This is a genomic window from Rhodococcus sp. MH15 (genome assembly GCF_019266045.1).
Taxonomy (GTDB): Bacteria; Actinomycetota; Actinomycetes; order Mycobacteriales; family Mycobacteriaceae; genus Rhodococcus_F; species Rhodococcus_F qingshengii.
This window is the reverse complement of record NZ_LPNP01000061.1, coordinates 115385-140586: the sequence shown is the minus strand read 5'-3', so window position 1 is coordinate 140586 and position 25202 is coordinate 115385. Positions and strand designations below refer to the sequence as shown.

25 protein-coding genes and 1 riboswitch are annotated in these 25202 nt (G+C 64.3%); of the genes, 13 read left to right on the top strand and 12 right to left on the bottom strand.

What is annotated here, in order from left to right; genetic code table 11:
- Positions 1 to 20 precede the first annotated feature (20 nt).
- Genes ATN37_RS08740 through ATN37_RS08730 form a run of 3 tightly spaced genes read left to right on the top strand, consistent with a single transcriptional unit; the run spans position 21 to position 3801 of the window.
- Positions 21 to 1541, top strand: coding sequence for a TldD/PmbA family protein (locus ATN37_RS08740; RefSeq protein ID WP_218695014.1), 1521 nt, complete (start codon positions 21 to 23; stop codon positions 1539 to 1541).
- Positions 1538 to 2896, top strand: a complete 1359-nt coding sequence (locus tag ATN37_RS08735) for a metallopeptidase TldD-related protein (RefSeq protein ID WP_209908682.1) — start codon at positions 1538 to 1540, stop codon at positions 2894 to 2896. Before ATN37_RS08740 ends, ATN37_RS08735 begins: the two co-directional genes overlap by 4 nt.
- On the top strand, positions 2896 to 3801 hold the full coding sequence (locus ATN37_RS08730) for a TIGR01777 family oxidoreductase (RefSeq protein ID WP_063316392.1): 906 nt from the start codon (positions 2896 to 2898) through the stop codon (positions 3799 to 3801). The genes ATN37_RS08735 and ATN37_RS08730 overlap by 1 nt, the downstream gene beginning before the upstream one ends.
- A 7-nt stretch (positions 3802 to 3808) precedes the next feature.
- On the opposite strand, the gene ATN37_RS08725 is transcribed toward ATN37_RS08730, so the two are convergent.
- Entirely contained in the window at positions 3809 to 4189 is a 381-nt protein-coding gene (locus ATN37_RS08725) for a PPOX class F420-dependent oxidoreductase (protein ID WP_054188250.1), read from the bottom strand.
- Positions 4190 to 4392: 203 nt separating this feature from the next.
- On the opposite strand from ATN37_RS08725, the gene ATN37_RS08720 reads away from it, so the two are divergent.
- Positions 4393 to 6048 carry a GMC oxidoreductase gene (locus tag ATN37_RS08720; RefSeq protein WP_082845784.1) on the top strand — a complete coding sequence of 552 codons (1656 nt, stop codon included), beginning with the start codon at positions 4393 to 4395 and terminating at the stop codon, positions 6046 to 6048.
- A gap of 39 nt (positions 6049 to 6087) precedes the next feature.
- On the opposite strand, the gene ATN37_RS08715 is transcribed toward ATN37_RS08720, so the two are convergent.
- The gene (locus ATN37_RS08715; RefSeq protein ID WP_042919753.1) at positions 6088 to 9708 is read right to left on the bottom strand and encodes a cobaltochelatase subunit CobN; all 3621 of its coding nucleotides are present in this window, start codon (positions 9706 to 9708) and stop codon (positions 6088 to 6090) included.
- 63 nt (positions 9709 to 9771) lie between these two features.
- Positions 9772 to 9857: riboswitch (cobalamin riboswitch) on the bottom strand.
- Positions 9858 to 9931: 74 nt separating this feature from the next.
- On the opposite strand from ATN37_RS08715, the gene cobG reads away from it, so the two are divergent.
- The 7 genes from cobG to ATN37_RS08680 all read left to right on the top strand — a co-directional run bounded on the left by cobG (position 9932) and on the right by ATN37_RS08680 (position 14895).
- Positions 9932 to 11074 carry a precorrin-3B synthase gene (cobG, locus tag ATN37_RS08710; protein WP_218695013.1) on the top strand — a complete coding sequence of 381 codons (1143 nt, stop codon included), beginning with the start codon at positions 9932 to 9934 and terminating at the stop codon, positions 11072 to 11074.
- 19 nt (positions 11075 to 11093) lie between these two features.
- Positions 11094 to 11720 carry a precorrin-8X methylmutase gene (locus ATN37_RS08705; RefSeq protein WP_007729839.1) on the top strand — a complete coding sequence of 209 codons (627 nt, stop codon included), beginning with the start codon at positions 11094 to 11096 and terminating at the stop codon, positions 11718 to 11720.
- A complete protein-coding gene (gene cobJ, locus ATN37_RS08700; protein WP_030536355.1) occupies positions 11717 to 13204 on the top strand; it encodes a precorrin-3B C(17)-methyltransferase in 1488 nt (495 codons plus the stop codon). The genes ATN37_RS08705 and cobJ overlap by 4 nt, the downstream gene beginning before the upstream one ends.
- A gap of 26 nt (positions 13205 to 13230) precedes the next feature.
- Positions 13231 to 13590: an HNH endonuclease gene (locus ATN37_RS08695; RefSeq protein WP_218695012.1), complete on the top strand. Its 360-nt coding sequence runs from the start codon at positions 13231 to 13233 to the stop codon at positions 13588 to 13590.
- On the top strand, positions 13587 to 13991 hold the full coding sequence (locus ATN37_RS08690; RefSeq protein WP_007729842.1) for a hypothetical protein: 405 nt from the start codon (positions 13587 to 13589) through the stop codon (positions 13989 to 13991). The genes ATN37_RS08695 and ATN37_RS08690 overlap by 4 nt, the downstream gene beginning before the upstream one ends.
- A complete protein-coding gene (locus ATN37_RS08685; RefSeq protein ID WP_218695011.1) occupies positions 13988 to 14227 on the top strand; it encodes a PLDc N-terminal domain-containing protein in 240 nt (79 codons plus the stop codon). Before ATN37_RS08690 ends, ATN37_RS08685 begins: the two co-directional genes overlap by 4 nt.
- 77 nt (positions 14228 to 14304) lie before the next feature.
- Positions 14305 to 14895, top strand: a complete 591-nt coding sequence (locus tag ATN37_RS08680) for a dihydrofolate reductase family protein (protein ID WP_064074792.1) — start codon at positions 14305 to 14307, stop codon at positions 14893 to 14895.
- Positions 14896 to 15310: 415 nt separating this feature from the next.
- Here ATN37_RS08680 and ATN37_RS08675 read toward each other — a convergent pair whose 3' ends face one another.
- The 9 genes from ATN37_RS08675 to ATN37_RS08635 all read right to left on the bottom strand — a co-directional run bounded on the left by ATN37_RS08675 (position 15311) and on the right by ATN37_RS08635 (position 22603).
- Entirely contained in the window at positions 15311 to 16093 is a 783-nt protein-coding gene (locus ATN37_RS08675; protein WP_064074793.1) for an alpha/beta hydrolase, read from the bottom strand.
- 201 nt (positions 16094 to 16294) lie between these two features.
- Positions 16295 to 16810 carry a DUF1990 family protein gene (locus ATN37_RS08670; protein ID WP_082893229.1) on the bottom strand — a complete coding sequence of 172 codons (516 nt, stop codon included), beginning with the start codon at positions 16808 to 16810 and terminating at the stop codon, positions 16295 to 16297.
- Positions 16810 to 17169 carry a VOC family protein gene (locus ATN37_RS08665; protein WP_019748498.1) on the bottom strand — a complete coding sequence of 120 codons (360 nt, stop codon included), beginning with the start codon at positions 17167 to 17169 and terminating at the stop codon, positions 16810 to 16812. The genes ATN37_RS08670 and ATN37_RS08665 overlap by 1 nt, the downstream gene beginning before the upstream one ends.
- 9 nt (positions 17170 to 17178) lie before the next feature.
- Positions 17179 to 17820: a ScbR family autoregulator-binding transcription factor gene (locus ATN37_RS08660; RefSeq protein ID WP_019748499.1), complete on the bottom strand. Its 642-nt coding sequence runs from the start codon at positions 17818 to 17820 to the stop codon at positions 17179 to 17181.
- A 159-nt stretch (positions 17821 to 17979) separates the two neighbouring features.
- Positions 17980 to 18900 (bottom strand): HAMP domain-containing protein, encoded by a 921-nt coding sequence (locus ATN37_RS08655; RefSeq protein ID WP_007729850.1) that lies wholly within the window; start codon positions 18898 to 18900, stop codon positions 17980 to 17982.
- 145 nt (positions 18901 to 19045) lie between these two features.
- Complete coding sequence (locus tag ATN37_RS08650; RefSeq protein ID WP_037126390.1) at positions 19046 to 19819, bottom strand: cobalt-precorrin-6A reductase; 774 nt, start codon at positions 19817 to 19819, stop codon at positions 19046 to 19048.
- Complete coding sequence (cobM, locus tag ATN37_RS08645; RefSeq protein WP_003944967.1) at positions 19816 to 20565, bottom strand: precorrin-4 C(11)-methyltransferase; 750 nt, start codon at positions 20563 to 20565, stop codon at positions 19816 to 19818. Before cobM ends, ATN37_RS08650 begins: the two co-directional genes overlap by 4 nt.
- Complete coding sequence (gene cbiE / locus ATN37_RS08640; protein ID WP_218695010.1) at positions 20562 to 21845, bottom strand: precorrin-6y C5,15-methyltransferase (decarboxylating) subunit CbiE; 1284 nt, start codon at positions 21843 to 21845, stop codon at positions 20562 to 20564. Before cbiE ends, cobM begins: the two co-directional genes overlap by 4 nt.
- A complete protein-coding gene (locus ATN37_RS08635) occupies positions 21842 to 22603 on the bottom strand; it encodes an SDR family NAD(P)-dependent oxidoreductase (RefSeq protein ID WP_007729858.1) in 762 nt (253 codons plus the stop codon). Before ATN37_RS08635 ends, cbiE begins: the two co-directional genes overlap by 4 nt.
- Before the next feature lie 30 nt (positions 22604 to 22633).
- Here ATN37_RS08635 and ATN37_RS08630 point away from each other — a divergent pair, with 30 nt between their 5' ends.
- Positions 22634 to 23059, top strand: coding sequence for a PPOX class F420-dependent oxidoreductase (locus ATN37_RS08630; RefSeq protein WP_030536346.1), 426 nt, complete (start codon positions 22634 to 22636; stop codon positions 23057 to 23059).
- Here ATN37_RS08630 and ATN37_RS08625 read toward each other — a convergent pair whose 3' ends face one another.
- A complete protein-coding gene (locus tag ATN37_RS08625) occupies positions 23060 to 24196 on the bottom strand; it encodes a Xaa-Pro peptidase family protein (protein WP_099698321.1) in 1137 nt (378 codons plus the stop codon).
- Positions 24197 to 24233: 37 nt separating this feature from the next.
- On the opposite strand from ATN37_RS08625, the gene ATN37_RS08620 reads away from it, so the two are divergent.
- On the top strand, positions 24234 to 25199 hold the full coding sequence (locus tag ATN37_RS08620; RefSeq protein ID WP_003944862.1) for a 5'-3' exonuclease: 966 nt from the start codon (positions 24234 to 24236) through the stop codon (positions 25197 to 25199).
- The last annotated feature ends 3 nt before the right edge of the window (positions 25200 to 25202 follow it).

The following is a 25202-nucleotide window of genomic DNA, read 5'->3' as shown; positions in this document are numbered from 1 at the left end:
CGTCGGCTAGCGTCGTGTGCGTGACCGTCACCCGAGATGTCGATGCAGATTTCCTCGCCCTCCCGCTGCGAGCTGTCGCTGATGCGGCGCTGTCGGCAGCGAGAACGGCCGGCGCCCAGCACGCCGATGTTCGTGTCCACCGCGTGATCACACAGTCGATCCGCTTGCGCGACGGCGTAGTTCAGGCGGTGTCCGACGGAGACGAGATCGGGGTCGCCGTCCGTGTGATCGTCGACGGCACGTGGGGATTCGCCTCGCACGCCGAGGTGTCCCCCGATGTCGCTGCTGCGCTGGCACGCCAAGCGGTCGAGGTCGCGAAGGCATTGCGCTCGCTCAATCGGGATCCGGTCACCCTCGCCGACGAGCCCGTCTACGCCGACGCGACGTGGGTGTCGCCGTACCTCGAAGATCCCTTCGCGACACCGACGGCCGAGAAGGTAGGCCTGCTGGTCGACTACTCCGGACGGCTTCAAGCCGCCGACGGCGTGGATCACGTCACGGCGAGTGTCCTCCAGGTCAAGGAGCAGACCTTCTACGCGGATCTGGCCGGTTCGTCGATCACCCAGCAACGGGTGCGTCTGCACCCCGAGTTCGAGGCGACCGCCGTCGACAAGTCGGCCGGCAGCTTCGAATCGATGCGCACCTTGGCGCCGCCGGTAGGCCGCGGATGGGAGTACCTCGGGGCGGAGAGCACATGGAACTGGGGCGATGAGCTCGCGCAGATCCCGGAGTGGCTGGCCGAGAAGACCAAGGCACCGACCGTCGAAGCGGGTCCGACCGACCTCGTGATCGATCCGACCAATCTGTGGCTCACGATCCACGAATCCATCGGACACGCCACCGAATACGACCGCGCGATCGGCTACGAAGCGGCCTACGCCGGTACGTCGTTCGCGACGCCGGACAAGCTGGGAACGCTGAAATACGGAACGCCACTCATGCACGTGACCGCCGACCGAAACGAAGAGCACGGCCTGGCCAGCGTCGGATTCGACGACGACGGCGTCGCCTCTCAACGGTGGGATCTGGTGGCAGAGGGAACACTGGTCGGGTATCAACTAGACCGCGTGTTCGCGCCGAGGCTGGGGCTGACGCGTTCCAACGGTTGCTCGTACGCCGACTCCGCACATCACGTTCCCATCCAGCGAATGGCCAACGTCTCGCTCTCCCCCGACCCTTCTACGGACACCTCGACTGCAGACCTGATCTCGCGAGTCGAGAACGGCATCTACGTCGTCGGTGACAAGTCCTGGTCGATCGACATGCAGCGCTACAACTTTCAGTTCACCGGTCAGCGGTTCTTCAAGATCCGTGACGGAAAGCTCGACGGTCAGGTGCGCGACGTGGCGTATCAGGCGACGACGACGGATTTCTGGGGCTCGATGGAAGCCGTTGGCGGTGAGTCGACCTGGCGCCTGCAGGGGGCGTTCAACTGCGGCAAGGCGCAACCCGGTCAGGTTGCGGCGGTCAGCCACGGCTGCCCGTCCGCTCTGTTCCGCGGAGTCAACATCCTCAATACTCGTTCGGAGGCTCAGCAGTGATCGATCCGCAGCAGGTCGTCGAGCGTGCATTGGCCGCGAGGACGGTAGACGAATCGTTGGTGATCGTGACCGATGCGAGTGAGGCGTCGCTGCGGTGGGCCAACAATTCGATGACCACCAACGGAGTTTCGCTGTCCCGGACGTGGACGGTGATCTCGATCGTGCGCGAGGGTGACATCGCGAAGGTGGGCACTGTCAGTTCCAGCAGTGTCGATCCGGAGCAGATTTCCGTACTCGTACAGGCAAGCGAAGAAGCTGCGCGCACAGCCAGTCCGGCTGACGACGCGTCCGACCTGATCACGCAGTCGGCGGCAGAGACCGACTGGGACCTGCCGGCCGCCCTGACCGACATCGGTGTCTTTGCTCAGTTGGCTGCCGACCTGGCGAAGGGCTTCGACGGCGGCGACCAGTTGTTCGGCTTCGCTCACCACCAGTTGCACACCACCTGGCTCGGCACCTCGACGGGCGTGCGACGTAGAACGGCTCAGGCCACCGGCTCCGTGGAAATCAACGGCAAGCGCGGCGACGCCAGCGCCTGGGTCGGATCCGGAACTGTCGATTTCAGCGATATCTCGATACCGAAGCTCTTGTCGCAGTTGACCACTCGACTCGACTGGGCGGGTAACTCCGTCAGTCTGCCTGCCGGCCGCTACGAGACAATTCTTCCGCCGTCGGCTGTGGCGGACCTGATGATCTATCTGATGTGGACCATGGAGGGTCGCGGCGCCGAAGAGGGCCACACCGCACTGTCCACCACCGGTGGTACCCGGATCGGCGAGAAGCTCGGATTGCCACTGACACTCACCTCCGACCCCGGCGCCGAGGGCTTGCAATCCGCGCCGTTCGTGATCACGACGTCGTCGAGTGAATCCGTCTCACTGTTCGACAACGGTATGGAGATCGAACCCGTCGACTGGGTCCGAGACGGCGTCGTCAATGCGCTGGCGTACCCGCGCCACGCTGCACGAGAATTCGGTCGACCTGTCGCAGTTCCCGGCGACAATCTCATCCTGACCGGTGGTGACGACACCTCGATCGAGGACATGATCGCAGGTACCGAGAAGGGTCTACTGCTCACAACCCTCTGGTACATCCGTGAGGTGGATCCGACGACGCTGCTGTTGACCGGACTCACCCGTGACGGGGTGTATTTGATCGAGGACGGCAAGATCGTCGGCGCCGTCAACAACTTCCGTTTCAACGAGAGCCCTCTCGATCTCCTGCGGCGGGTCACCGAGGCTGGACGTACCGAGATCACGCTTCCCCGGGAGTGGAAAGACTGGTTCACCCGCACGGCCATGCCGCCCATGCGGATTCCCGACTTCCACATGTCCTCGGTCAGCCAGGCGCAGTGATGACGAAGGTCGTGATCGCCGGCGGCACCGGCGCTCTCGGCCGCCGGATCAGCGACGATCTCGCGGACCGTGGGTATGACGTCGTGGTCCTGACTCGCTCACCGAAACCTGGCAGGCACAGGCAGGTTCAGTGGGACGGTGTCACGGTGGGCGACTGGGCGGGAGAACTCGGCGGCGCCGCGATGATCAATCTGGCCGGCGAGTTGGTCGATCGCCGACCCACCCCGGCAAACATCGCACTACTCACCAACTCCCGGGTCGATCCGACCCGCGCGCTGGTCGAAGCGTCGAAACTACTGGCGAACCCTGTTCCGGTGTGGATCCAGGCGAGCACGCTCGCGATCTACGGCGATGCGGGTGAGGCACGATTGGACGAGGATTCTCCCCTCGCTGACGGGCCACCTCAGATGACCGACGTCGCAAAGGACTGGGAGGCAGCGGTCGAGGGTGCAAACGCGTCACGAGTGGTGATCCTGCGAACCAGTGTCGTGTTGGAGAAGGGCACACCGGCGCTCGAGCGATTGCTGTTGCTCGTGCGTCTCGGACTGGGCGGACGCGTCGCCTCGGGTAGGCAGTGGACCAGTTGGATTCACATCGAGGACTGGCTGTCGATCGTTCGTTGGGCACTCGAACCCGTTTCGGCTGCCTCGGGGGTGGTCATCGCGACGGCTCCGGATCCCGTCCGAAACTCAGAGCTGATGGCCGGGCTGCGCAAGCACCTTCACCGGCCACCTGCGCCGCCGACGCCCGCTTTCATGGTCAGATTCGGCGCGTTCCTTCTTCGCAGCGACGCTGCCCTGGGCCTGACGGGTCGTCATGCCGTATCGAAAGTGTTGGCGGACAAAGGCTTCCCCTTCACGTATCCGCGGTTCGATTCAGCGTTGGACGATCTGCTCGGCAACTGACGCGCGGTCAGGCTGCAGTGATGGCAAGTCCGATCGTTCCGGTCTTGCCGCGGCGCAGGAGACTGCCTTTCATGGTGATCCAGCCGAGGATTCCGTACCGACGTGCTATCGCGTCTCGAGCATGATCGGTGCCCGGTCCGTCGAGGATCTCGGCGACGGCGGCCACCGGTTCACCCTTGGGATTTCCCCGAGCGTCACACGCAGCGACGGTGACCGACGGGTTTCGCCTGATGCGCTTGACCTTGTAGGAATCGGTGACGGTCCACATCAGGAGCTTGTCGCCGTCCGGCGCGGCCCAGAGTGGAGTCGCCACCGGAGTTCCATCCTTGCGGAAGGTCGTGAGTAGGACGTACTTGGCCTCGGAGACGCGCTTGAAGTCGGGGTTCACTCCTCGAGGATAGGTGCGAGCGCCTCTCGCTGAACACCGACAAGATTCCGCGACTATCTGGTGACCGATCAGTACCACCCAGGAAGTGCCACTTATGCACGTTTTATCCGGTTCTTCTTGACGTCAGACACGCCGTTTCGTCCCCGAACTCCATCTCGAGTTATTCTGAGGCAAACCGTCGAACTGGGGAGTCGAATTTACACATGCAGCGCCGTGACATGCAGCGTCGTGACTTTTTCAAAGCCGCCGGGGCGGGGGCGGCAGTTGCAGCCGCGGCGCCGCTCATGTCGACGTCGACCAGCCACGCCACCCCCGCACCACTGCGGGCGCTCCCGATGGGTGCTGATCACTACCGCGCGCTCGTCCCCGAGTTGTTCGCACCATCTCCTACTCCCCCGGAGCATTCCGAAGCCATCGTCATCGGGTCCGGATTCGGCGCAAGCGCCACCGCCCTCCGGTTGGCGCAGAGCGGCACCCAGATCACCATCCTCGAACGCGGACTTCGGTGGCCGCATGATCCGCAACGGGAGATTCACACCTCCGACATGCTGGCCGACGGCCGCGGAGTCTTCCGGCGAACATCGTTCACCAACCTCACCGGACTCCCCGTGGCGTGCGACTACTTCAGCGGCGTCCTCGATGCCACCGACTACCAACACATCTCGGTCTGGCGCGGCGCTGCAGTCGGCGGTGGTTCCATCATCTTCACCGGCGTGATGATCGCGCCCGAGCGCCGATTCTTCGACGCAGTCTTCGGCAACTCCCTCGACTACGACGAGATGGCGTCCACCTGGTACCCCAAAGTGCGCCAGATGCTGCGTCTGAGCCCGTTGCCCGAAGACATTTACCAAACCCCGAACTTCGGTCACTCGCGTCGTTGGGATCAGGACGCTCGTCGTGCCGGATTCGATCCGCAGCGGATCGACGGGATCTGGAACTGGGACGTGGTGCGCTCAGAACTCGACGGCCGAACCCGAGCCTCGGCCACTGTCGGTGACAGCAACATGGGTAACTCCAACGGCGCGAAGTTCGACCTCACACAGAACTACATTCCCGCCGCCGAAGCCACCGGACGAGCCACCGTCTGTTACGGACATCAGGTGCTCGCGATCAGTCGCGAACGTGATGGACGCTACGTCGTCGACGTCGAATCGACGGATCCGACGGGTGGCGTTCTGGCCCGGAAGACTCTTACCTGTGACCGTCTGTTCCTCGGCGCCGGCTCGATCGGCACCTCCGAACTGCTGGTACGCGCCCAGGCGACGGGCGCGCTGCCCAACCTCAACGAACACGTCGGTAAGGGCTGGGGAACGAACGGCGACGCCGGGATGGTGCGCTCGTTCGGCTTCAGTGACGGCACTGCGCAAGCCGCACCGTCGGCATCACGCATCGTCGACGAGTCGGGAATGCCACTCTCCCTGGAAAATTGGTACGTCCCCGGCCTACCCGTCAACATCGGCATGCTCGGAACCTTGGGGATGACCCTCGACTCGCAGCGCGCCGACTTCGCCTACGACGGCGGCTCCGATCGGGTGGTGCTGAACTGGCCGAAGAACGGCAACGACGCCACCGTCGAGGCACTACGCGCCGTCCAGAACAAGATGGCCTTCGCCGGCACCACGCTGCCGTCGGCATTGCCGTTCGCGAAGGACGTCAATTCCTCGTTCACCGCGCATCCCCTCGGCGGTGCGGTTCTGGGCAAGGCCACCGACGGTTACGGGCGAGTCAAGGGCTACGACGGCCTGTACGTGATGGACGGCGCTGCCATTCCGGGCAGCACCGGCACCGTCAATCCGTCACTGACCATCACTGCTCTGGCGGAGCGGAACATCGCTCAGATCATCAAGTCCGGACGCTGACACACTTCAGCGCCCGGACCTGCCGGTGATTCTCGAGGTTTACTCCCCCTCGAGTTCGCCTTCGGTTTCGAGGTACACCTGACGCAAGCCGTCGAGTGTCTTCTGCTCGGGGTGCTCCCACATGTTGCGCTCGGCGGCTTCGAGGAGCCGCTCGGCGATTCCGTGCAAGGCCCACGGGTTGGACTGCGTCATGAACTTCTGGTTCTGCTCGTCCAGAACGTAGGTCTCGGCGAGCTTTTCGTACATCCAGTCCGCGACCACGTTTGTGGTGGCGTCGTACCCGAAGAGGTAGTCGACCGTGGCCGCCATCTCGAACGCACCCTTGTACCCGTGACGGCGCATCGCGTCGAGCCAGCGGGGATTGACCACGCGCGCCCGGAAGACACGTGCGGTCTCTTCCGAAAGTGTGCGTGTGCGAACCGATTCCGGTCGAGTGCTGTCGCCGATATATGCCTCGGGCGACTTTCCGGTCAGCGCGCGCACGGTGGCAACCATGCCGCCGTGGTACTGGAAGTAGTCGTCCGAATCGGCGATGTCGTGCTCACGCGTGTCGGTGTTCTTGGCCGCCACGTTGATTCGACGGTATGCACTGCGCATGTCGTCGGCTGCCGGGATTCCGTCGAGCCCACGGCCGTACGCGAAGCCGCCCCAGTTGGTGTACACCTCGGCGAGGTCGTCGTCACCGCGCCAGGTCTTGGAGTCGATGAGTTGCAGCAGGCCGGCGCCGTAGGTTCCGGGCTTCGAACCGAAGATGCGAGTGGTCGCACGCCTGGCATCGCCGTGCTCGGCAAGGTCGGCCTGCGCGTGGGCGCGCACGTAGTTCTGCTCGTCCGTCTCGTCCAATGCGGCGACCAACTGAACGGCGTCGTCGAGCAGTGCGAGCACGTGCGGGAACGCATCACGGAAGAATCCGGAGATGCGGACGGTGACGTCGATGCGCGGGCGGCCGAGCTCTTCGAGATCGATGACCTCGAGGTTGACCACGCGTCGGCTTGCTTCGTCCCAGACAGGGCGAACACCGAGGAGCGCGAACACTTCGGCGATGTCGTCGCCGGAGGTACGCATGGCGGCGGTACCCCACACGGACAGACCCACCGAGCGCGGGTACTCGCCGTGATCGGCGAGATATCGAGCGGCGAGCGACTCGGCCATCGCCTGACCGGTCTCCCACGCCAGTCGTGAGGGAACTGCCTTGGGATCGACGGAGTAGAAGTTACGACCGGTGGGAAGCACGTTGATCAGGCCGCGCAGCGGTGACCCGCTCGGTCCGGCGGCGATGAAGCCGCCGTCGAGCGCGTGCAGGACCTGCTTGATCTCGTTGTTCGTCTGTCGGAGGCGTGGAACCACTTCGGTGGCCGCGAACTGAAGGATCTTCACGACGGTCTCGTCGTCGCTGAGTTGTTCTGCCGCAGCGGGGTTCCAGTCGGCGTCGTACATGCCGCGAACCAGAGCGTGCGCCTTTTCCTCGACGTCGTCGACTCGGTTGCGGGACTCGTCGCCGTCTTCGCTGAGCCCGAGAGCTTCGCGCAGACCAGGGACGCTCTGTTCGCCGCCCCACATCTGACGGGCACGGAGCATGGCCAGGACCAGTTCGATTTCGGCGTCGCCCTCGGGTGCGCGGCCGAGAATGTGCAGGCCGTCGCGGATCTGGACGTCCTTGATCTCACACAGCCAACCGTCGACGTGCAGGAGCATGTCGTCGAACACGTCTTCTTCGGGACGCTCCGCGAGGCCGAGGTCGTGGTCCATCTTGGCTGCCCGCATCAGCGTCCAGATCTGCTGGCGAATGGCCGGCAGCTTGGACGGGTCGAGTGCGGAGATGTTGGAGTGCTCGTCGAGCAGTTGCTCGAGGCGGGAGATGTCGCCGTAGCTTTCGGCGCGGGCCATCGGTGGGATCAGGTGATCGACGAGTGTCGCGTGGGCGCGACGCTTTGCCTGTGTTCCTTCACCCGGGTCGTTGACGAGGAACGGGTAGATCAGCGGCAGGTCGCCGAGGGCTGCGTCGGTGCCACAGTTGCTCGACATGCCGAGTGTCTTGCCGGGCAACCATTCGAGGTTGCCGTGCTTGCCGAGGTGCACAACGGCGTCGGCGCCGAATCCGCCGTTGTCCGGTGTTGCAGCGATCCAGCGGTAGGCCGCGAGGTAGTGGTGGCTCGGCGGCAGATCCGGGTCGTGGTAGATCGCGACGGGCTTTTCACCGAATCCCCGCGGCGGCTGGACCATGAGGACGATGTTGTTGAATCGCAGTGCCGCGATGACGATTTCGCCGTCGGGATCCTGCGAGCGGTCGACGTACAGCTCTCCGGGCGCTGCGCCCCAGTGCTCTTCGACACCGCTGCGCAGTTCCTCGGGCAGGGTGGCGAACCATTCGCGGTACTTCGCTGCCGAGATGCGGATCGGATTGCCCTCGAGCTGCTCGGCAGTGAGCCAGTCGGGATCCTGTCCGCCGGCCGCGATCAGGGCATGGATCAGCGCGTCGCCGTCCTTCGCCGCCAGGCCGGGAACTGCGTCCGGACCGTCGACCGGACCGAGATCGTAACCGGCAGAACGCATTTCGGTGAGCAGGTCGATTGCGCTCGCCGGAGTATCGAGACCGACGGCGTTGCCGATGCGGGCGTGCTTGGTCGGGTACGCCGAGAGCATCAGAGCAACGCGACGCTCGGTGGTGGGAATGTGGCGCAGCTTGCCGTGACGGACCGCGATCCCGGCGACACGGGCAGCGCGCTCGACGTCGGGGACGTACGTGGACAGTCCGTCGGAGTCGATTTCCTTGAAGGAGAACGGGACGGTAATGATGCGGCCGTCGAATTCCGGCACCGCGACCTGGGTCGCGACGTCGAGAGGCGACAGTCCGTCGTCGTTCTCGTCCCAGGTGGCGCGGCTACTGGTCAGGCACAGGCCCTGCAGGATGGGGACGTCGAGCGCAGCCAGTGCGGCGACATCCCAGGCTTCGTCGTCGCCACCGGCGGACGCGGTCGCGGGCTTCGTGCCACCGGCAGCAAGAACTGTCACGACCATGGCGTCGGCGCGGCGGAGCGTGCTCAGAAGTTCGGCTTCTGCGGTTCGCAGAGATGCGCAGTAGATCGGCAGCGCGGTGCCACCGGCCTCGGCGACCGCGTCGCACAACGCCTGGATGTACCGGGTGTTTCCGGCCAAATGCTGGGCGCGGTAGTACAGAACTGCGATGACCGGACCGCTCGCCGAGTCGAGATCGGGCGCGAAATCAGCGATGCCCCAGGAAGGCAGGTGGGCCGGCGGTTCGAACCCGTGGCCGGTGAGCAGGACGGTGTCGGACAGGAAGTGGTGCAGCTGTGCCAGATTCTGTGCGCCACCCTCGGCCAGGTAGTTGTGCGCCTCGGCAGCAACACCGGCGGAAACCGTCGAGCACTCCATGAGGTCGGCGTCCGGCGCGTGCTCGCCGCCGAGAACGACTACGGGGAGTCCGGAGGCGAGGACCATGTCCAGGCCGTCTTCCCAGCTGCGACGGCTGCCGAGGATACGAACGATCACGAGGTCGACGCCGTCGAGCAAGGGCGGCAAGTCCTCCGAGACCAGCAAGCGTGAGGGGTTGGCCCAGCGGTAGGAAACTCCGTCGCCGGCTTCCTGGCTGGCGCGGGCGCTCAGCAGATCGGTGTCGGACGTGGAGAGCAGAAGAATCACGGGTGAAGCCTTCCTGGGGTTTCGCGCCCCGTGGCACAGATCTGTCATCGACGGCGGTTGAGGGTCTGACTCGTGTTTCCGAGCGGAAACACGTCCCGCTCGAGCAACACTCACAGTGGCGCGACCGCACCGGACTTTCACCGGTTTCCTCAACTGCCGTCACTGGTGGTGGTGATGCTACCGGTCCGCAGAAGGCACTCATGACAGGTCGTACCCTGGAGCCATGCCCACGGACCGTTCACAGCCAGACGCGTGCCCGGGTGCACTGCAAGTTCACCACGCCGCCGACGGCGCATTGGCACGCGTGCGCCTACCCGGCGGACTCCTCACCCCCACCCAGTTGCAGACGCTCGCCGACGCGGCGCGCGATCTCGGCAACGGGCAGATGGAACTCACCTCGAGGGGCAACGTACAACTGCGCTCGGTCTCGGATCCCGAAGCCTTCGCAGCGCGAATCGCGTCGGCCGGCCTGCTGCCGTCCGCGACGCACGAGCGAGTGCGCAACATCCTCGCGTCCCCACTGTCCGGCCGTATCGGGGGCGTAGCCGACATTCGTGAACTGGTCCACCGTCTCGATTCGGCGATCCAATCAGATCAAGCATTGGCGGATCTGCCAGGGCGAACCCTGTTCACCCTCGACGACGGGCGCGGAGACATCACCGGGCTACGGGGCGATTTCGGACTCCATGCGCGCAGCGCCACCGAGCATTCACTGGTGCTCGCCGGTCACCACACCACTCATCTCGTCCAGGCGGACGACGCCGTCGAATTGCTCCTCGAGGCGGCCCGATCATTCCTCGACGTCCGCGACAAGCACTGGCGCCTGGCCGAGGTTCCGGACGGAATCGAACGCACCCTCGAGCAGCTGGGTCTGAGCGCCGAGTCCACCGTTGCGGCGGACCTCACGCCGGATGCACGGCCCACTATCGGCTGGCTCGAGCAGCGCGACGGGACCGTAGCTCTGGGCGGCGGCCTGCGATTCGGGCTGCTCGACGCTCGGCTGGCCGAGTTCCTCGCCGCCGTCGACAAGCCCGTCGTCGTGACGCCGTGGCGATCGGTGCATATCTTCGACCTCGACGAATGGGCAGCCGAGCAGGTAGTCCGGGTGCTGGCACCCATGGGGTTGATCTTCGACGAGAACTCACCGTGGCTCGAGGTCACCGCCTGCACCGGAAGTCCGGGATGCGAGAAGTCGCTCGCCGATGTGCGCGCCGACGCGATCACCGCCGTCGAGCAGGCAGAACTTCCCGTTGTCGGGCGCCAGCACTGGGCCGGGTGCGACCGCAGTTGTGGACGTCCCCGCGGGGACGTAGCGGATGTGATCGCGACGGGTGACGGTTACCGGGTGAATCCGCCCGATCGGTGATGCCTCTATCGTGTGGCACATGATCGAGTACATCCGTGACGGCGCGGAAATCTATCGCCAGTCCTTTGCCACCATTCGGGCCGAAGCCGACCTGAGCCGTTTCCCGGCGGATGTCTCGCAAGCTGTAGTGCGCATGATTCATGCAAGTGGCCAGGTCGATCTCGTCGACGACGTCGCCTTCACACCCGGTGTCGTCTCGGCTGCGCGCGCAGCTCTGCGCGACGGCGCGCCGATTTTCTGCGACGCCCAGATGGTGGCTGCCGGCATCACGCGCAAGCGTCTGCCCGCCGGCAACGACGTCATCTGCACCCTCGGCGATCCGCGGGTTCCCGTGCTGGCGTCGACCATCGACAACACTCGCTCGGCGGCTGCTCTCGAACTGTGGGGAGCCAAGCTCGAGGGCGCTGTTGTCGCGATCGGAAACGCACCCACCGCACTGTTCCATCTCCTGAACCTCATCGAAGCCGGCGCACCCCGTCCGGCCGCCATCGTCGGAGGTCCGGTCGGCTTCATCGGCGCTGCCGAGTCGAAGGAAGCCCTCATCGAACACGCCAGCGGGATCGATCATCTCGTTCTCCGCGGCCGACGCGGCGGCAGCGCGATCACCGCCGCCGTCGTCAATGCGATTGCGAGCGAAGTCGAATGAGTGCAGGCAAGCTCTGGGGTGTCGGTATCGGCCCCGGCGATCCCGAATTGGTGACCGTCAAGGCTGCCCGCGTCATCGGCGAGGCCGATGTGGTTGCGTTCCACTCCGCGCGGCACGGCAAGAGCATCTCCCGCGGAGTTGCAGCGCCGTACATGCGCGAAGGACAGATCGAAGAACACCTCGTCTACCCCGTGACCACCGAGACCGTTGATCATCCCGGCGGATACCAGGGCGCGATGGACGAGTTCTACGAAGCAGCTGCCGAACGGCTGGCAGTTCACCTCGCGGCCGGTCGAACCGTCGCGTTGCTCGCCGCCGGCGATCCGCTCTTCTACAGCTCCTACATGCACATGCACAAGAGACTGGCCGATCGCTTCGACGCCGAAGTGATTCCCGGCGTCACCTCCGTCAGCGCGGCATCTGCTGCACTCGGAAAGCCGCTGGTCGAGGGTGAAGAGATCCTCACGATCCTGCCCGGAACGTTGCCGCAGGCCGAGCTGACCAGGCGGCTCAAGGAAACCGACGCCGCGGCCATCCTCAAGCTCGGACGTACCTTCCCACCGGTCCTCCAATCGCTCGAGGATTCCGGTCGCCTCGGCGAGGCCCACTACGTCGAGCGCGCGAGCACCACACGTCAACGCGTCGAATCCGCTGCGGAGGTCGACCCGGACGGAGTTCCGTACTTCTCGATCGCCATCGTTCCGAGCCCGTCGAACAACCCTCGACCTGCGACCGAGTCTCGCGGCGAGGTGGTCGTGGTCGGACTCGGGCCGGGCGACACCGCCTGGACCACACCCGAAGTGGCGCATGAGCTTTCGTTGGCAACCGACCTCGTCGGCTACGGCCCGTACGTCGATCGCGTGCCGACGCGTCCGGGCCAGCGTCGCCATTCCAGCGACAACCGCGTCGAAGCGGAACGCGCCGCGATGGCGTTGGACCTGGCGAAGAACGGCGCCCGTGTAGCTGTCGTCTCCTCGGGTGATCCCGGCGTATTCGCCATGGCTGCAGCAGTTCTCGAAGTTGCCGCCGAAGACCAGTGGCGCGGGGTGCCGGTCCGCATCCTTCCCGGCATGACGGCGGCAAACGCTGTCGCCAGTCGCGTCGGCGCTCCCCTCGGGCACGACTACGCGGTGCTCTCGTTGTCTGATCGCCTCAAGCCGTGGGATGTCGTCGCGCGCCGTATCTCGGCAGTTGCAGCCGCAGACATGGCATTTGCGGTCTACAACCCGGCGTCGAAGTCCCGGACGTGGCAGGTCCAAGCCATGAAGGACCTCGTGCTCGAGCACCGCTCCCCCGAGACTCCCGTCGTCATCGGCCGCGATGTTGCCGGTGCCGAGGAATCAGTTCGCGTCGTGACCCTCGGCGAGCTCGAGCCTTCCGAGATCGACATGCGAACTCTGCTGATCGTCGGCTCCTCGATGACGACGGTCGTCGAAACCGGTTCGGGCCGTCAGGTGTTCACCCCGCGGCGCTACCCGGAGTGAACATCGCACAGCGATAGCATGGCCTCATGCCCGTCAACCGGACCCGGAAAGCCAGATACGCGCGTAGGCGCAAACGCCGAATGGATCTGATGGAGCACGACCTGTCCGTCGAGCAGTGGTCCGCGCTCAAAGCGGCCTGGGGTGGCTGCGCGTACTGCGGCGAGCCGGACGAGTCGCCGCAGCGTGACTGCGTGCTGGCGATCTCCCGCGGTGGGCGCTACCCACTCGACAACATCGCACCGGCGTGCCGCTCGTGCAATGCAAGCAAATGCAACAGCGAGGTCACTCTCTGGTTGCGGCGCAAGGGGTATGACGAGAAGGCCTTCCTCCTGCGACACGCGGAGATAGGGATCGAGATGAGGGCGCAGTTCTCGGAGCAGTCGTGACGACCCCACACGAGTTTCGCCCGATCCTCGACGAGTTGATGGAGTTCGAACCTCTGTTTCACCGAACTCGAGTAGCGATGTCACGAGACGAGTTCGATGCGGTCGTCGACCCGCAGTTCCGGGAGATCGGAGCCTCCGGCGCTCGATACACCCGCGACTACGTGCAGTCGGTAGTTGAGCGCCGACGCCTCCGCGGCGAGGTGAACGACGCCGCCGAACTCGGGTGGACGGCTGACCGGCCAGCGCTGAGCCGGATTGCACCTGACACGTATCTGGTGACGTACCGGCTGGCGCAAGCGCAACGAGTTACCGAGCGATCATCCATCTGGCGGTTCACCGAGAATCGATGGAGCGTGTTGTTTCATCAAGGCACAGTCGTCGAAAGTGGTCTGGAAGCGTGAACGAATCGACCCCCAACCCCACCATTCCGCTTTGGATGGACATCACCTTCACCGTCTTCGTTCTTGCCTGGATCTTCATCACGATTAGCGCGCTCGTGGCGATCGTGCGCACCGACTTCGAACGCTCGGGCGGCAAATTCTGGTGGTCGGCACTGGTGATCGCGGTGCCTGTACTCGGTGCGCTCGTCTGGTTACTGTTCGGTCGACCCCCGCGTGACTCCAGGTCCCGAACCTGATCTACACCGACGGCCCGGCAGTAGTCTGAGTACGGTCCGGTGCTGTCACTCTGCGCCTATCAGGGGAGAACAACGAGATGAGACCACTTCGATACTCGATCAACGTCACACTCGACGGCTGCTGCCATCACGAGGCGGGGCTCCCACCCGACGAGGAGTCGATGCGCTACTGGACCGCTCAGATGGAACGAGCCGATGCCTTGCTGTTCGGCCGGGTGACCTACGAGATGATGGAGTCGGCGTGGCGGCGGCCCGCAACGGGCACATGGCCTGACTGGATGGACGAGTGGGAGATCCCGTTCGCCCAGGCCATGGACCGGGCGAAGAAGTACGTCGTGTCGAACACGCTGAGCGGGGTCGATTGGAATGCCGAACTCGTGCAAGGCGACTTGGGGCCAGTGATTCTACGGCTCAAGGAGCAGCCCGGCGAAGGCCTGTGGGTTGGCGGCGTAACACTCCCCCTGGCATTGGCAGACCTGGGACTGATCGACGAGTACGAGTTCGTTGTGCAACCGGTCCTCGCCGGACAGGGACCGACGTTGCTCGCCGGTCTGCGCAAGCGCATCCAACTCGAACTCGTCGATCGCCACGAGTTCCAGTCGGGTGCAGTCGCCGTGCGATATCGGCCCACTCAAGTACCGCCCCCAGGTCAGGTATCGGACGGTTAGTCGACGCATGGCTGGACATGCGCGGTTGAAAGACATGTCGTCGCCTCAACTCGGACGCGAGAAGAGTTTCCAGTCATGCTCGATGTTCGGTATTGACCGGACACTCGGCACAGCACGAGCATTAGCCACCGAAGTTCTCCGGACAATCCTCAACGAGATCGAAGCATCGAACTGGATCACGAACAAGTTCGTTCCGCCCGGCGGACCGTAAGGACCACTCGTCGCTATCGAACACTCTGGCCCCCTATTCCACGGGCACTGCACCTCGAGCTGTAAGCACCCCCGGTCGAGGGCCATGCTTGCGCGCGCCCTCGCGCGCCTCAACAAAAATGGCCAAGCTGGACGGCTACTAGCGAGCGAAGGATCAAAATCGTATCGGCGTCCGACACAGGCCGGACGCCGATACGTGTTCACGTCAGCTCACAGGAGCGCCACCGCTCCCGCCGAGGTGGCGGACGAAGAACTGAGCCGAACTGTCGCGCTCGTAGTCGGGCACCGGATAGTGCCTGCCCGAGTAGGCGTGCAGCGTCTTCTCCGTCGAGCCGAAGGCATCGAACAACGCTACCCCTGACGTGCGGTCGTAATCCTTGTCGTCCCATGGGATCCGGTACTCGGCTGGGACCGTGAGCTTTCGTGCCGCTTCGATGAGGGAGTCGTCCACAAAAACTCCACCGAAGCTCACGGCAGCGATCCTGGATTCGACCGGGGCCAACATCAGCCCGGTCACGACCCCTAGCGACACGCCGCCAAAGCCGATCGGAGCGTCGGCGTCGACGTCGGGCAGCGTTTGCAGAGCGTCGATTGTCCGCTGCCATTCCGGCACTGCACGCTCCGCCAGCGATCGGTTGTACTCGACGACGATCGGAGCGATCGACTCGTGGGCCGCCCTAGCCTGGTGGATCGCCTCGACCCACTGTTCGTCCTGTGTGTTCCGCGGCCGATCGCCATGTCCGGGCGCGTCGATCGCGGCGACTGCGAACCCGTGGGAGCTCACACTGTGGAGTGCGCTGGCAACCAGTCCCGGCGCCTTCTTGTGCATGCCGCCGGAGTGCCCGGACAGCAGAAGTGGTGATCCGACGGATCCGGATGGCGGTGACCAGAGCACGCCGGTGATGTCGTCTACAACGAAATGGCGTTCGATGGCACCGTTCGACGTTGTCTCGGAGGTGAATTCGATGGTCTGAGAATTGGATTGCATGGTGTTACCTTTCGGGATTGCCTACTCGAGGCGCTCCCGGCGACACCTACGTCAATCGCCGATCCGTGAACACGAGTGGGAGCACCCACATGGTTACAGCGTTCATGGGTCTCACCTCCTGGCGTGTTGTCACGGTCTCGCACAAGCTATCAACCCGAACCGAAGCTCGTCCAATCATTTTTCCAGCGCGCCCGGCAGCGGTCATACCCGCGATCGGGCGACGCTCTGGCGGACGGCACGGATGTAGCGGCGCGTGACAAACGCCTGTACTCGACGTCCGATCGGAGCACCGAGACGCACCCACCACGTTCCGGGCTTGGAGAACGCCACGATCTCGATGCGAACCTCATTGCTGCTCTCGTCGAACTGGACGACAAACAATTCCTCCCCGCATTCGGGGTGGCCCGCGCGGGTTCCGTACGCGAAGCCCTTGCGAGTGGGTTCGTCTACGACATAGACGATCCGAACGGGGATAGTTACCGGACCGAGTCCGAAGGTCGCATCCTGACCTGCCACGGCGGTCGGGGCTGCCGTCCGTACGGCCAGTCCGGCTCCGCGGTGCATTCCCCAATTCGCGACGGTTCGAGCGGCAACCTCGAAATCCTCCCGTCCGGATCCGACCGTCGCGCTCTCGTGAACGTGGTGATAGCCGGCGGGGAGAACGCCTGACGTTGCGCCCACCTCGAGGTACGTCAGCCCGCCCGGGCGGGACGCCATCATTGCTCGCGTCGGTGGCTGAGGATGTTGATCACGTGGCCGTCGGGGTCGGCAGCGAAGAACCTGCGGACCCCCCACGGCTCCTCGGTGACGGGATAGACGATGGTGTCGCCGCGCTGCACCGCGGCCTCGTACGCCGCGTCGAGATCATCCACCTCGACGGAGACGTCCGGTACTACGGGCGCATGAGCGTCGTGCGTCATGACGCTGATCTGCAATGACGGATCCGTCGGCGAAGCCAACGTCACGATCCACCCGTGATCCATGACAACTTCGAGGCCCAGCACTTCGGTGTAGAAGCGCTGCGCGGCCTCGAGCGAACTACTCGACAGATCCGAAACTATCCGCGTGACGGCCATGTCCGCAGGTTACGCCGCCGCCGGAGTCCACCGCGACTTGACGAGGCGCTCGATGTCACCGGAAAGTTCGTCGCTGACGATCCCCGGAAGCAGGATCTGCCACATCTCGTCGACACGATCCGGAAGATCCGAGCGTCGGGTGAGAACATTCGAAACCAGCTGTACCCCCGTGAATGCCGAGGGCATGAACCTGCCGAACGATTCTGCGCTGACCGATTTTCGGATTTCACCTTCCGCCTGAGCCCTGGCGGTGAGATCGGTGATTGCCGAGATCCATTCGGCGTACGGTTCCACCGGCCCCTCGTACGTGCTCAGTTCCAGCGTGAGCCGAATGCCCGCGCGAACGATCGGCTCGTCGACAATCTGGCGTGCCATTTCGTGCGTGAGCATGATCATCTGTTCCAACGGGTCCTTGCCCGTCGCGGAAATCGCCTGCACCGACTCGATCGAGAGCCGATGCTGTTCGGCAATGATGAATTGCGCGAGCTCGTCCTTCGACGCGAAATGGAAATACAACGCGCCCTTGGTAGTACCGGCCCCCGAGACTATGTCGGCCATGCTGGTGCTGCCGTAACCAGTCTTCTCGAACTGCGCGGCCGCGCCGGCAACGATTTGCTGCCGAGTCAGCTCGGCGCGTGCTTGCTTGACCACTGAATCCCTCTCGTCCTCCAAAGGCCCCCGCCCAGCAAACCCCACGGTTCGCGCCACATTCCAGCTATACCCAAAAACTTCACAATTGCCCCACATTACCAGCGCTCCTTCCATTGCTTCAATTACGAATGCAACAAAGTCGCTGGTCAGACGTCCGATTTAGAGGGAATCTCCTCTCCCCAACGTGCTTTCGTCAACCCGCGCACGGTCCACCAACTCTCCGACGAGGAGCGTCAACTCCATCATCTGGTCGGTGATTTCCTCACGCAGCTGCGTTGCATCCGCCTCGGAAATCGCGCCGGACTTGGTATCGAAAGACATCAACAACTCGATATTGGTGCGAAGTGCAGTCAAAGGAGCCAGAAGGTCCTGGCCCGCTTCGGTGATCAGACTTCTCTGGCGTGCCCGCGATTCCGACAACGTCCCGAGCATCCGATTGAAACTGACTGTCAACGACGCCAACTCGTCGTCACCGGTCACCGGGATCGGCGCAAGATCATCCGTTTCGGCGACCCGCCGCGTCGCCGCAGTAAGTCGCGCAATCGGCCGTAATCCTGTGCGTGCCACAGCATCTCCGGCCGCGTAAGCTAGGGCGATTCCGGCCGCCCCGAGTGCCGCCAACACCACTGCCAGTCGCTTGAGTACCGAACGCGTCGGCCCCAGGGATTGCGCGACAACCAAAGTCTGGCCCGCAACCGAGGGCTCGACAAGAATTCGATACGCATCAACCGTCGCGATTGTCTGCGACGAATTGCCGTCTGCGATCGACCTGATGGCGTCTGCGCTCGTGCTGAACGGCGGCAGACCGGGAGTCGCCGTCACCAAGGCGCCGTCGGCAGTAAGAAGCCCCACCGCCTGGATGACCGCTGTATCCGCGCCGGCCGTCAATCCCAGAACCGGTGTGACACCGCCGAAATTGACGGTGTCGGTGATCGCGTCACTCGTGCGCTCGAGTTGTCGATCGACGTTGCCTTGCAAATACGCGTTGAACACTATGTACACCGCCGACGCCGACACGATCACCGCGATCGCCACCAGGCCTGCAGTCAGCAATTTCACGCGAGCATGGAGCGTCCGCACGTGAATTCCCGATGGTTTTCGACGGCTCATTCCGGGAACCGACACTCTCATGCGCGGTCCCGCAGTGCGGCGTCGAAAAATCCCAACATCCCTCCAGTATGGTCACGGAACCTTAGACGAACCTGAAGCGAACGCGATGTCGGCCTCACAGCGCCGTTCCACGACCGAAAGCCGTGAGCCAGTCCATCGCCTCGGCTTCGGTATCGAATGCCGGGACGGTCGCCGGGATCGGTGGTCGTTCGACGACGATCACCGGGATCGACAATTGCCTGGCTGCGGCGATCTTTGCGTACGTCTGCTCGCCGCCACTGTTCTTGGTGATCACGACGTCGATGCTGTGAGTTCGCATCAGATCGACCTCCGCTTCGATGTCGAATGGACCACGTGCGAGCAGCAATTGCGAGTGAGGCGGCAATGTCCCCGAAGGCGGATCGATCGAGCGCACGAGAAACGAGACGCTCTTCACGCGGTCGAACGCCGAAACTCCTTGCCTCCCGATCGTCAGAAAAGCGCGTGAGCCGACCGTCGGCACCAACTCTGCGGCGTGATCGAGATCGTGTGCCGGAAGCCAAGTGTCACCGAGTTGCTCGCGCCAGGGCGGGCGTCGGTACATGGCGTACGGCACGGAATTCGCAAGGCACGCTTCGAACGCATTCTGGGTGATGCGAGCGGCAAACGGATGCGTGGCGTCGAGCACTGCACGAATATCATTGGCCGACAACCACTCCGACAGCCCTTCGGCTCCCCCGAACCCGCCGATACGCACTTCCCCCTCCGGCCATCGAGGATCACGAACCCGGCCGGCCAGCGATGTGACAACCTCGAGGTCGGCTGAACCGGCCAAGCGAGAAGCGATCACTCGACCTTCGCCTGTGCCGCCGAGCAGGAGTACGCGGCGACGAGTACCTGTCGAGGTCAGTGTGTGCTTCTCTCGCGCGCTGCCGAGTAGAGGTAGCTGTCCGGAAACCCCTCCGCAGTCAACACTCGGCCGACGATCACGACGGCCGTCTTCGTGATGCCGGCCGCATGAACAAGTTCGACGATCGTCTTCAAAGTGCCTCGAACAACGATCTCCTCGGGCCGTGAGGCGAAGGCGACCACCGCGACCGGGCAGTCCTCGCCGTAATTGTCGGCCAACTCGGATGCGATCTGTTCGATGCGATGAGCGCCGAGGTGAATCACCATCGTCGCGCCGCTGCGGCCGAGGGACCGCAGATCCTCGCCCTCCGGCATCGCCGTCGACAAGGTGGAGACTCGGGTGAGAACAATGGTCTGCGAGACGCCTGGGACAGTCAGCTCGCGCCCCAGCGCGGCTGCAGCCGCGGTAAATGCAGGAACACCGGGAATCATGTCGAAATCGACTCCTGCGGCGTCCAGGCGACGAGCTTGCTCTGCCACTGCACTGAAGATCGACGGATCACCGGAATGCAAACGCGCGACGTCCAGCCCAGCGGAATCCGCTTCGACAAGAATCGCGGTGATCTCGTCCAGGCTCAGCCGAGCAGTGTCCACGACCTGAGCTCCGACCGGGCACCACTCGAGCAACTCCGCTGGAACAAGGCTGCCTGCGTACAAGCACACAGGGCTCGCAGCGATGATCCGTTGCGCGCGGACAGTGATCAAATCTGCCGCACCGGGACCCGCACCGATGAAATGAACGGTCATTGTGTGGATTCCTCCGGCGTATCTGTGTCTGCGCCTGCAGACGGCTGACGTTTTGTGACGGACCATTGGACCACCGGAAGTTGCGGTCGCCAAACGTTGAACGTTCCCAACGACTCGGCGCGCTGCACCTGAAAGCGTCGAAGCGTCCCACCATGGCGACTCATCCAGCCGAGCAGCAACGATTCGGACTCGGCGGTCACGGCGTTCGCGACCAGACGACCACCCACGCTCAACTGCTCCCAGCACGCTTCGAGCATTCCCGGTTGCGTGACGCCGCCGCCGACGAACACCGCATCGGGACGTCGAGTTTCGTCCGCAAACGCCTCCGGCGCGGCCCCTTTCACGTTCAACGCGGGCACGCCGAGATTGAGTGCATTGGCACCGATCTGCGACACGCGGCTCGCCACCTTCTCGAATGTTGTTGCAGTGCAACGTGGGTGAGTTCGCATCCACTCGATGGCGACGGTTCCCGACCCACCGCCCACGTCCCAGAGGTGTTCTCCCGGCGCCGGGGCAAGCGCGCACAACGTCAACGCACGGATCTCCTGCTTCGTCATCTGACCGTCGCCGACAAAAGCAGCATCCGGTAGCCCCGGGATTCGAGTCAGCCGCAAGAGAGGATCGGCCGCGATGCACTCGACGGCCAGAACGTTCAACGCGTCCACGTCCTCGTCCGCGTGATCCCACTCGTCTGCGACCATGACGGTCCGCGATTCCCCGGCCCCGCCCAGCTGGGCCAGCACGGTCACGATCGATCGACCGAAGCCCGCGCCGGACAACAGACGTGCCACCTCCCCCGGTGTCGAGCGCCCGTTGCTCAACACCAGCAGTCGCGCACCGTCAGTCACGGAAGCCAATACTGTCGCCGAGTCTCGGTTGACCAGGCTCACGACGTCGATCTCGGCCGATGCCCATCCCATTCGCGCGCTCGCCAACGCCGCCGACGACGGGTGGGAGATCACTCGCACGTTGTCCGCGCCGAGCAGCCTGACCAATGTGACACCGAGACCGTGGAACATCGGGTCACCGCTGGCGAGCACGCATACTCTGCGGTCCGCGTTCTCGGCGAACATCGACGGCAACGCCGGAATCATCGGAGACGGCCAGGTGAGCCTGGTGGGCGCACGCCGTGCCCCGAGATGTGTCGCCGGGACCAAGTCCAATTGGCGCGGCGACCCCATCAGGACCTCCGCACCGAGGATTGCGCCCTTTGCGCTCTCGGACAGCCCGTCCCAGCCGTCGGCGCCGATGCCGACGATCACCACCGGGTGTGTGGTCATCGCGGCATCCGGCGCCAGATCGTCTGAGGCAGAAGCCGCATGACGAAGAACACCGGCTGCAGAATTCGCGGAACCCACACACGCGTCGCCCCGGATTTCAGTCCCCGTACGACGGCGTCGGCGACCTGCGACGGAGTGCTCGACATCGGGGCAGGCGACATTCCCTCGGTCATCTTCCCGATGACGAACCCTGGCCGTACCAGCATCAACTGGACGCCCGAACCGTGCAGCGCGTCGCCGAGACCGCTGGCAAAACCGTCCAAGCCGGCCTTTGCGCTCCCGTAGACGTAGTTGGCGCGGCGAACCCGGACGCCGGCGACGGACGAGAACACCACGATCTTTCCGGTTCCCTGTCGGCGCATGATCTCTGCGAGGTGGGTGAGGATGCTGACCTGTGCCACGTAGTCGGTGTGCACCACCGCGACCGCGTGCGCCGAGTCGGTTTCGGCACGCGCCTGATCGCCGAGAATTCCGAAGGCCAGCACTGCAACCGAAATCCGACCGTGCTCGGCGACGACGGCGCCCAGGAGCTCTCCGTGAGTGTCCACGGCGTCGGCGTCGAACTCGACGGTGGAGACGTCGACAGCGCCGGCGTTTTTGAGCATCTGCTCCTGCTCCGACAGCTCTCCGCTGCGTCTGGCAGCCAGAACGATGTTGCGGCCCGGCGCGAGCCTGACCGCGATCTCGAGGCCGATCTCACTTCGTCCGCCGAGGAGCAGTACCGTCTCGATGTCATTCACGTTCGCACCCGCAGTCACCGCTCCAGTGTCCTGGATTACCGTCGTGGCATGACGCTCACCCCCTCCACCACGCCATCGTCACAGCAGACTCTCACCGAAGACGGGCTGAAGTTCGTCGGTGAATACCACCTCGCGACACTCACGACGTTGCGTCCGAACGGCACCCCACACGTCGTTGCCGTCGGGTTCACCTGGGACCAGGAAGCCGGAAAGGCGCGCGTGATCACCAGCGGTGGCTCACAGAAGGCGATCAACGCAGCGCGTGGCGGATACGCCGCCGTCAGTTCGGTCGACGGTGGCCGTTGGCTCACGCTCGAGGGGCCGGCACGCGTGCTCACCGACGCGGACTCCGTGGCCGACGCCGTTCGGCGCTATGCCGAGCGGTACCGCCAGCCACGGGTCAATCCCGCGCGCGTGGTCATCGAAATCGACGTCACACGCATACTCGGGTCCGCTGCGTTCAAGGAAAGCTGATCAGGCGAGGACAGTCAGGCCGTGCGGACGGTTGTTGAACGACTCGCAACCGTCGGCGGTCACGACGACGATGTCCTCGATACGGGCACCCCAACTGCCGCGGAAGTAGATTCCCGGTTCGATGCTGAAGGCCATACCTTCGACGAGTTCGATGGCGTTGCCCTCGACGATGTACGGCTCCTCGTGTACGGACAGCCCGATACCGTGACCGGTGCGGTGAACGAATACCTCTGCAAGCCCTTGTGCGGCAAGCACTTCGCGAGCTGCAACGTCCACGGATTCTGCGGAGATTCCTGGCCGCACCGAATCGACCGCAGCCTGCTGCGCCGCCTCGAGTACCGCGAACTGTGCGGCAACCTCCGCGGACGGCTGCCCCATGCTGTACGTGCGAGTGGAGTCCGAGTTGTATCCGGGCTCGACCGGTCCGCCGATGTCGATGACCACGATATCGCCGCTCTCGATCACCCGGTCCGAAACCTCGTGATGCGGATCGGCGCCGTGCGGGCCCGAACCGACAATCACGAACGCGGCCTCGGTGTGCCCCTCTTCGAGAATCGCCGCCGAAATCGCTTCGCCTACTTCAGCTTCCGTACGTCCGACGACCAAGAACTCGGCCATGCGGGCGTGAACACGGTCGATGGCCGCACCGGCTCGCCGCAACGCCTCGATCTCGGCGCCGTCCTTGACCATCCGCAATTCGCGCAAGACGCCGGTGGCGAGAATCGGCAACGCGCCCAAGGTGTCTGCGAGCGGGATCAGATGCAGCGCAGGCATCGCATCCGTCACCGCAACCTTCGCGCCGGTCGGGAGTTGCGCCGCCACAATCGCATACGGGTCGACACCGTCGACCCAGTCGAGGACGGTCAACCCGAGATCGCCCACTGCCGATTCCTTCAGCGACGCCAACTCCAACCGAGGAAGTACGACGGACGCCTTCGCCGTGTCTGCGGCGATGACCAACGCGGTCAAGCGCTCGAACGAGTCAGCCCGAGAACCTGTCAGGTACCGAAGATCCGGACCTGGAGTCACCACCAGACCGTCGAGTCCTGCTGATCGAGCCAACTCCGCGGCGCGAGCGATACGTGCGCCGTATACGGCGCTGGAGAATCGGGAATCCTGTTCGGCTGGAGACGTCATGGCTTACAGGTTAGTGCCGACTGGCAGGATGGTGACCATGAGTGGGCCATTGCTTCTCCTCGACGGTGCCAGCCTGTGGTTTCGTGCGTTCTACGCGCTGCCCGAGTCATTCGTCGACCCCGACGGCAGACCTGTCAACGCGGTGCGCGGTTTCACCGACATGGTTGCTTCCCTGATCACCAAACACCAGCCGAGTCGTCTCGCCGTGTGCCTGGACTTGGACTGGCGACCGCAGTTCCGCGTCGATGCAGTCCCGACGTACAAAGCACATCGCGTCGAGGAAGGCTCTGACGGTGCGTCCGAAGAAGTTCCGGACACGTTGACGCCTCAGGTCGACATGATCATGGACGTGCTCGCAGCAGCAGGAATCGCGACAGCGGGAGCCGTCGGACTCGAAGCCGACGACGTACTGGGAACGCTTGCCGCCACCGAGCGCGAAGATCTCACCGTCGTCGTCAGTGGTGACCGAGACCTACTGCAGGTCGTCACCGACGAGTACGTGCCCGTCCGTGTCCTGTACGTGGGCCGTGGCCTGTCCAAGGCGGAACTCTTCGGACCGGTCGAGGTTGCGGAGAAGTACGGAGTACCCGGTGACCGTGCGGGCGAGGCTTACGCCGAACTCGCGGTACTGCGCGGAGACGCCTCCGACGGTCTACCCGGCATCAAAGGTGTCGGTGAGAAGACTGCGTCGACACTGATGCTCCGTTACGGCTCGTTGGCCGGACTTCGGGCGGCCGCAGCTGATCCTGAATCGGATATGGCCAAGGGGATTCGCGCAAAACTGACCTCACCTGAGGCAATGGCTTACCTTGATGCTGCGTTGCCGGTCGTACGAGTGGTTCGCGACGCGGACGTTCAGTTCTCGAAGGACGACCGACTCCCGGCGACCCCCGTCGATCCCGCACGCCTCGAGGAAGTGGCGGCCTCGCTCAACATCGAGCGCTCGGCCGGCCGGCTTGCCGCCGCGCTCGAGGCTGCGGCGGCAGGCCGTTCCGACCAATAAGGG

Coding starts and splice junctions, on each gene's coding strand:
- cobJ (WP_030536355.1), top strand. CDS start 11,717: ATGAGTGCAGGCAAGCTCTGGGGTGTCGGTATCGGCCCCGGCGATCCC.
- ATN37_RS08705 (WP_007729839.1), top strand. CDS start 11,094: ATGATCGAGTACATCCGTGACGGCGCGGAAATCTATCGCCAGTCCTTT.
- ATN37_RS08695 (WP_218695012.1), top strand. CDS start 13,231: ATGCCCGTCAACCGGACCCGGAAAGCCAGATACGCGCGTAGGCGCAAA.
- ATN37_RS08720 (WP_082845784.1), top strand. CDS start 4,393: ATGCAGCGCCGTGACATGCAGCGTCGTGACTTTTTCAAAGCCGCCGGG.
- ATN37_RS08625 (WP_099698321.1), bottom strand. CDS start 24,196: ATGACGTCTCCAGCCGAACAGGATTCCCGATTCTCCAGCGCCGTATAC.
- cobM (WP_003944967.1), bottom strand. CDS start 20,565: ATGACCGTTCATTTCATCGGTGCGGGTCCCGGTGCGGCAGATTTGATC.
- cbiE (WP_218695010.1), bottom strand. CDS start 21,845: ATGACCACACACCCGGTGGTGATCGTCGGCATCGGCGCCGACGGCTGG.
- ATN37_RS08730 (WP_063316392.1), top strand. CDS start 2,896: ATGACGAAGGTCGTGATCGCCGGCGGCACCGGCGCTCTCGGCCGCCGG.
- ATN37_RS08665 (WP_019748498.1), bottom strand. CDS start 17,169: ATGGCCGTCACGCGGATAGTTTCGGATCTGTCGAGTAGTTCGCTCGAG.
- ATN37_RS08620 (WP_003944862.1), top strand. CDS start 24,234: ATGAGTGGGCCATTGCTTCTCCTCGACGGTGCCAGCCTGTGGTTTCGT.
- cobG (WP_218695013.1), top strand. CDS start 9,932: ATGCCCACGGACCGTTCACAGCCAGACGCGTGCCCGGGTGCACTGCAA.
- ATN37_RS08670 (WP_082893229.1), bottom strand. CDS start 16,810: ATGGCGTCCCGCCCGGGCGGGCTGACGTACCTCGAGGTGGGCGCAACG.
- ATN37_RS08630 (WP_030536346.1), top strand. CDS start 22,634: ATGACGCTCACCCCCTCCACCACGCCATCGTCACAGCAGACTCTCACC.
- ATN37_RS08680 (WP_064074792.1), top strand. CDS start 14,305: ATGAGACCACTTCGATACTCGATCAACGTCACACTCGACGGCTGCTGC.
- ATN37_RS08675 (WP_064074793.1), bottom strand. CDS start 16,093: ATGCAATCCAATTCTCAGACCATCGAATTCACCTCCGAGACAACGTCG.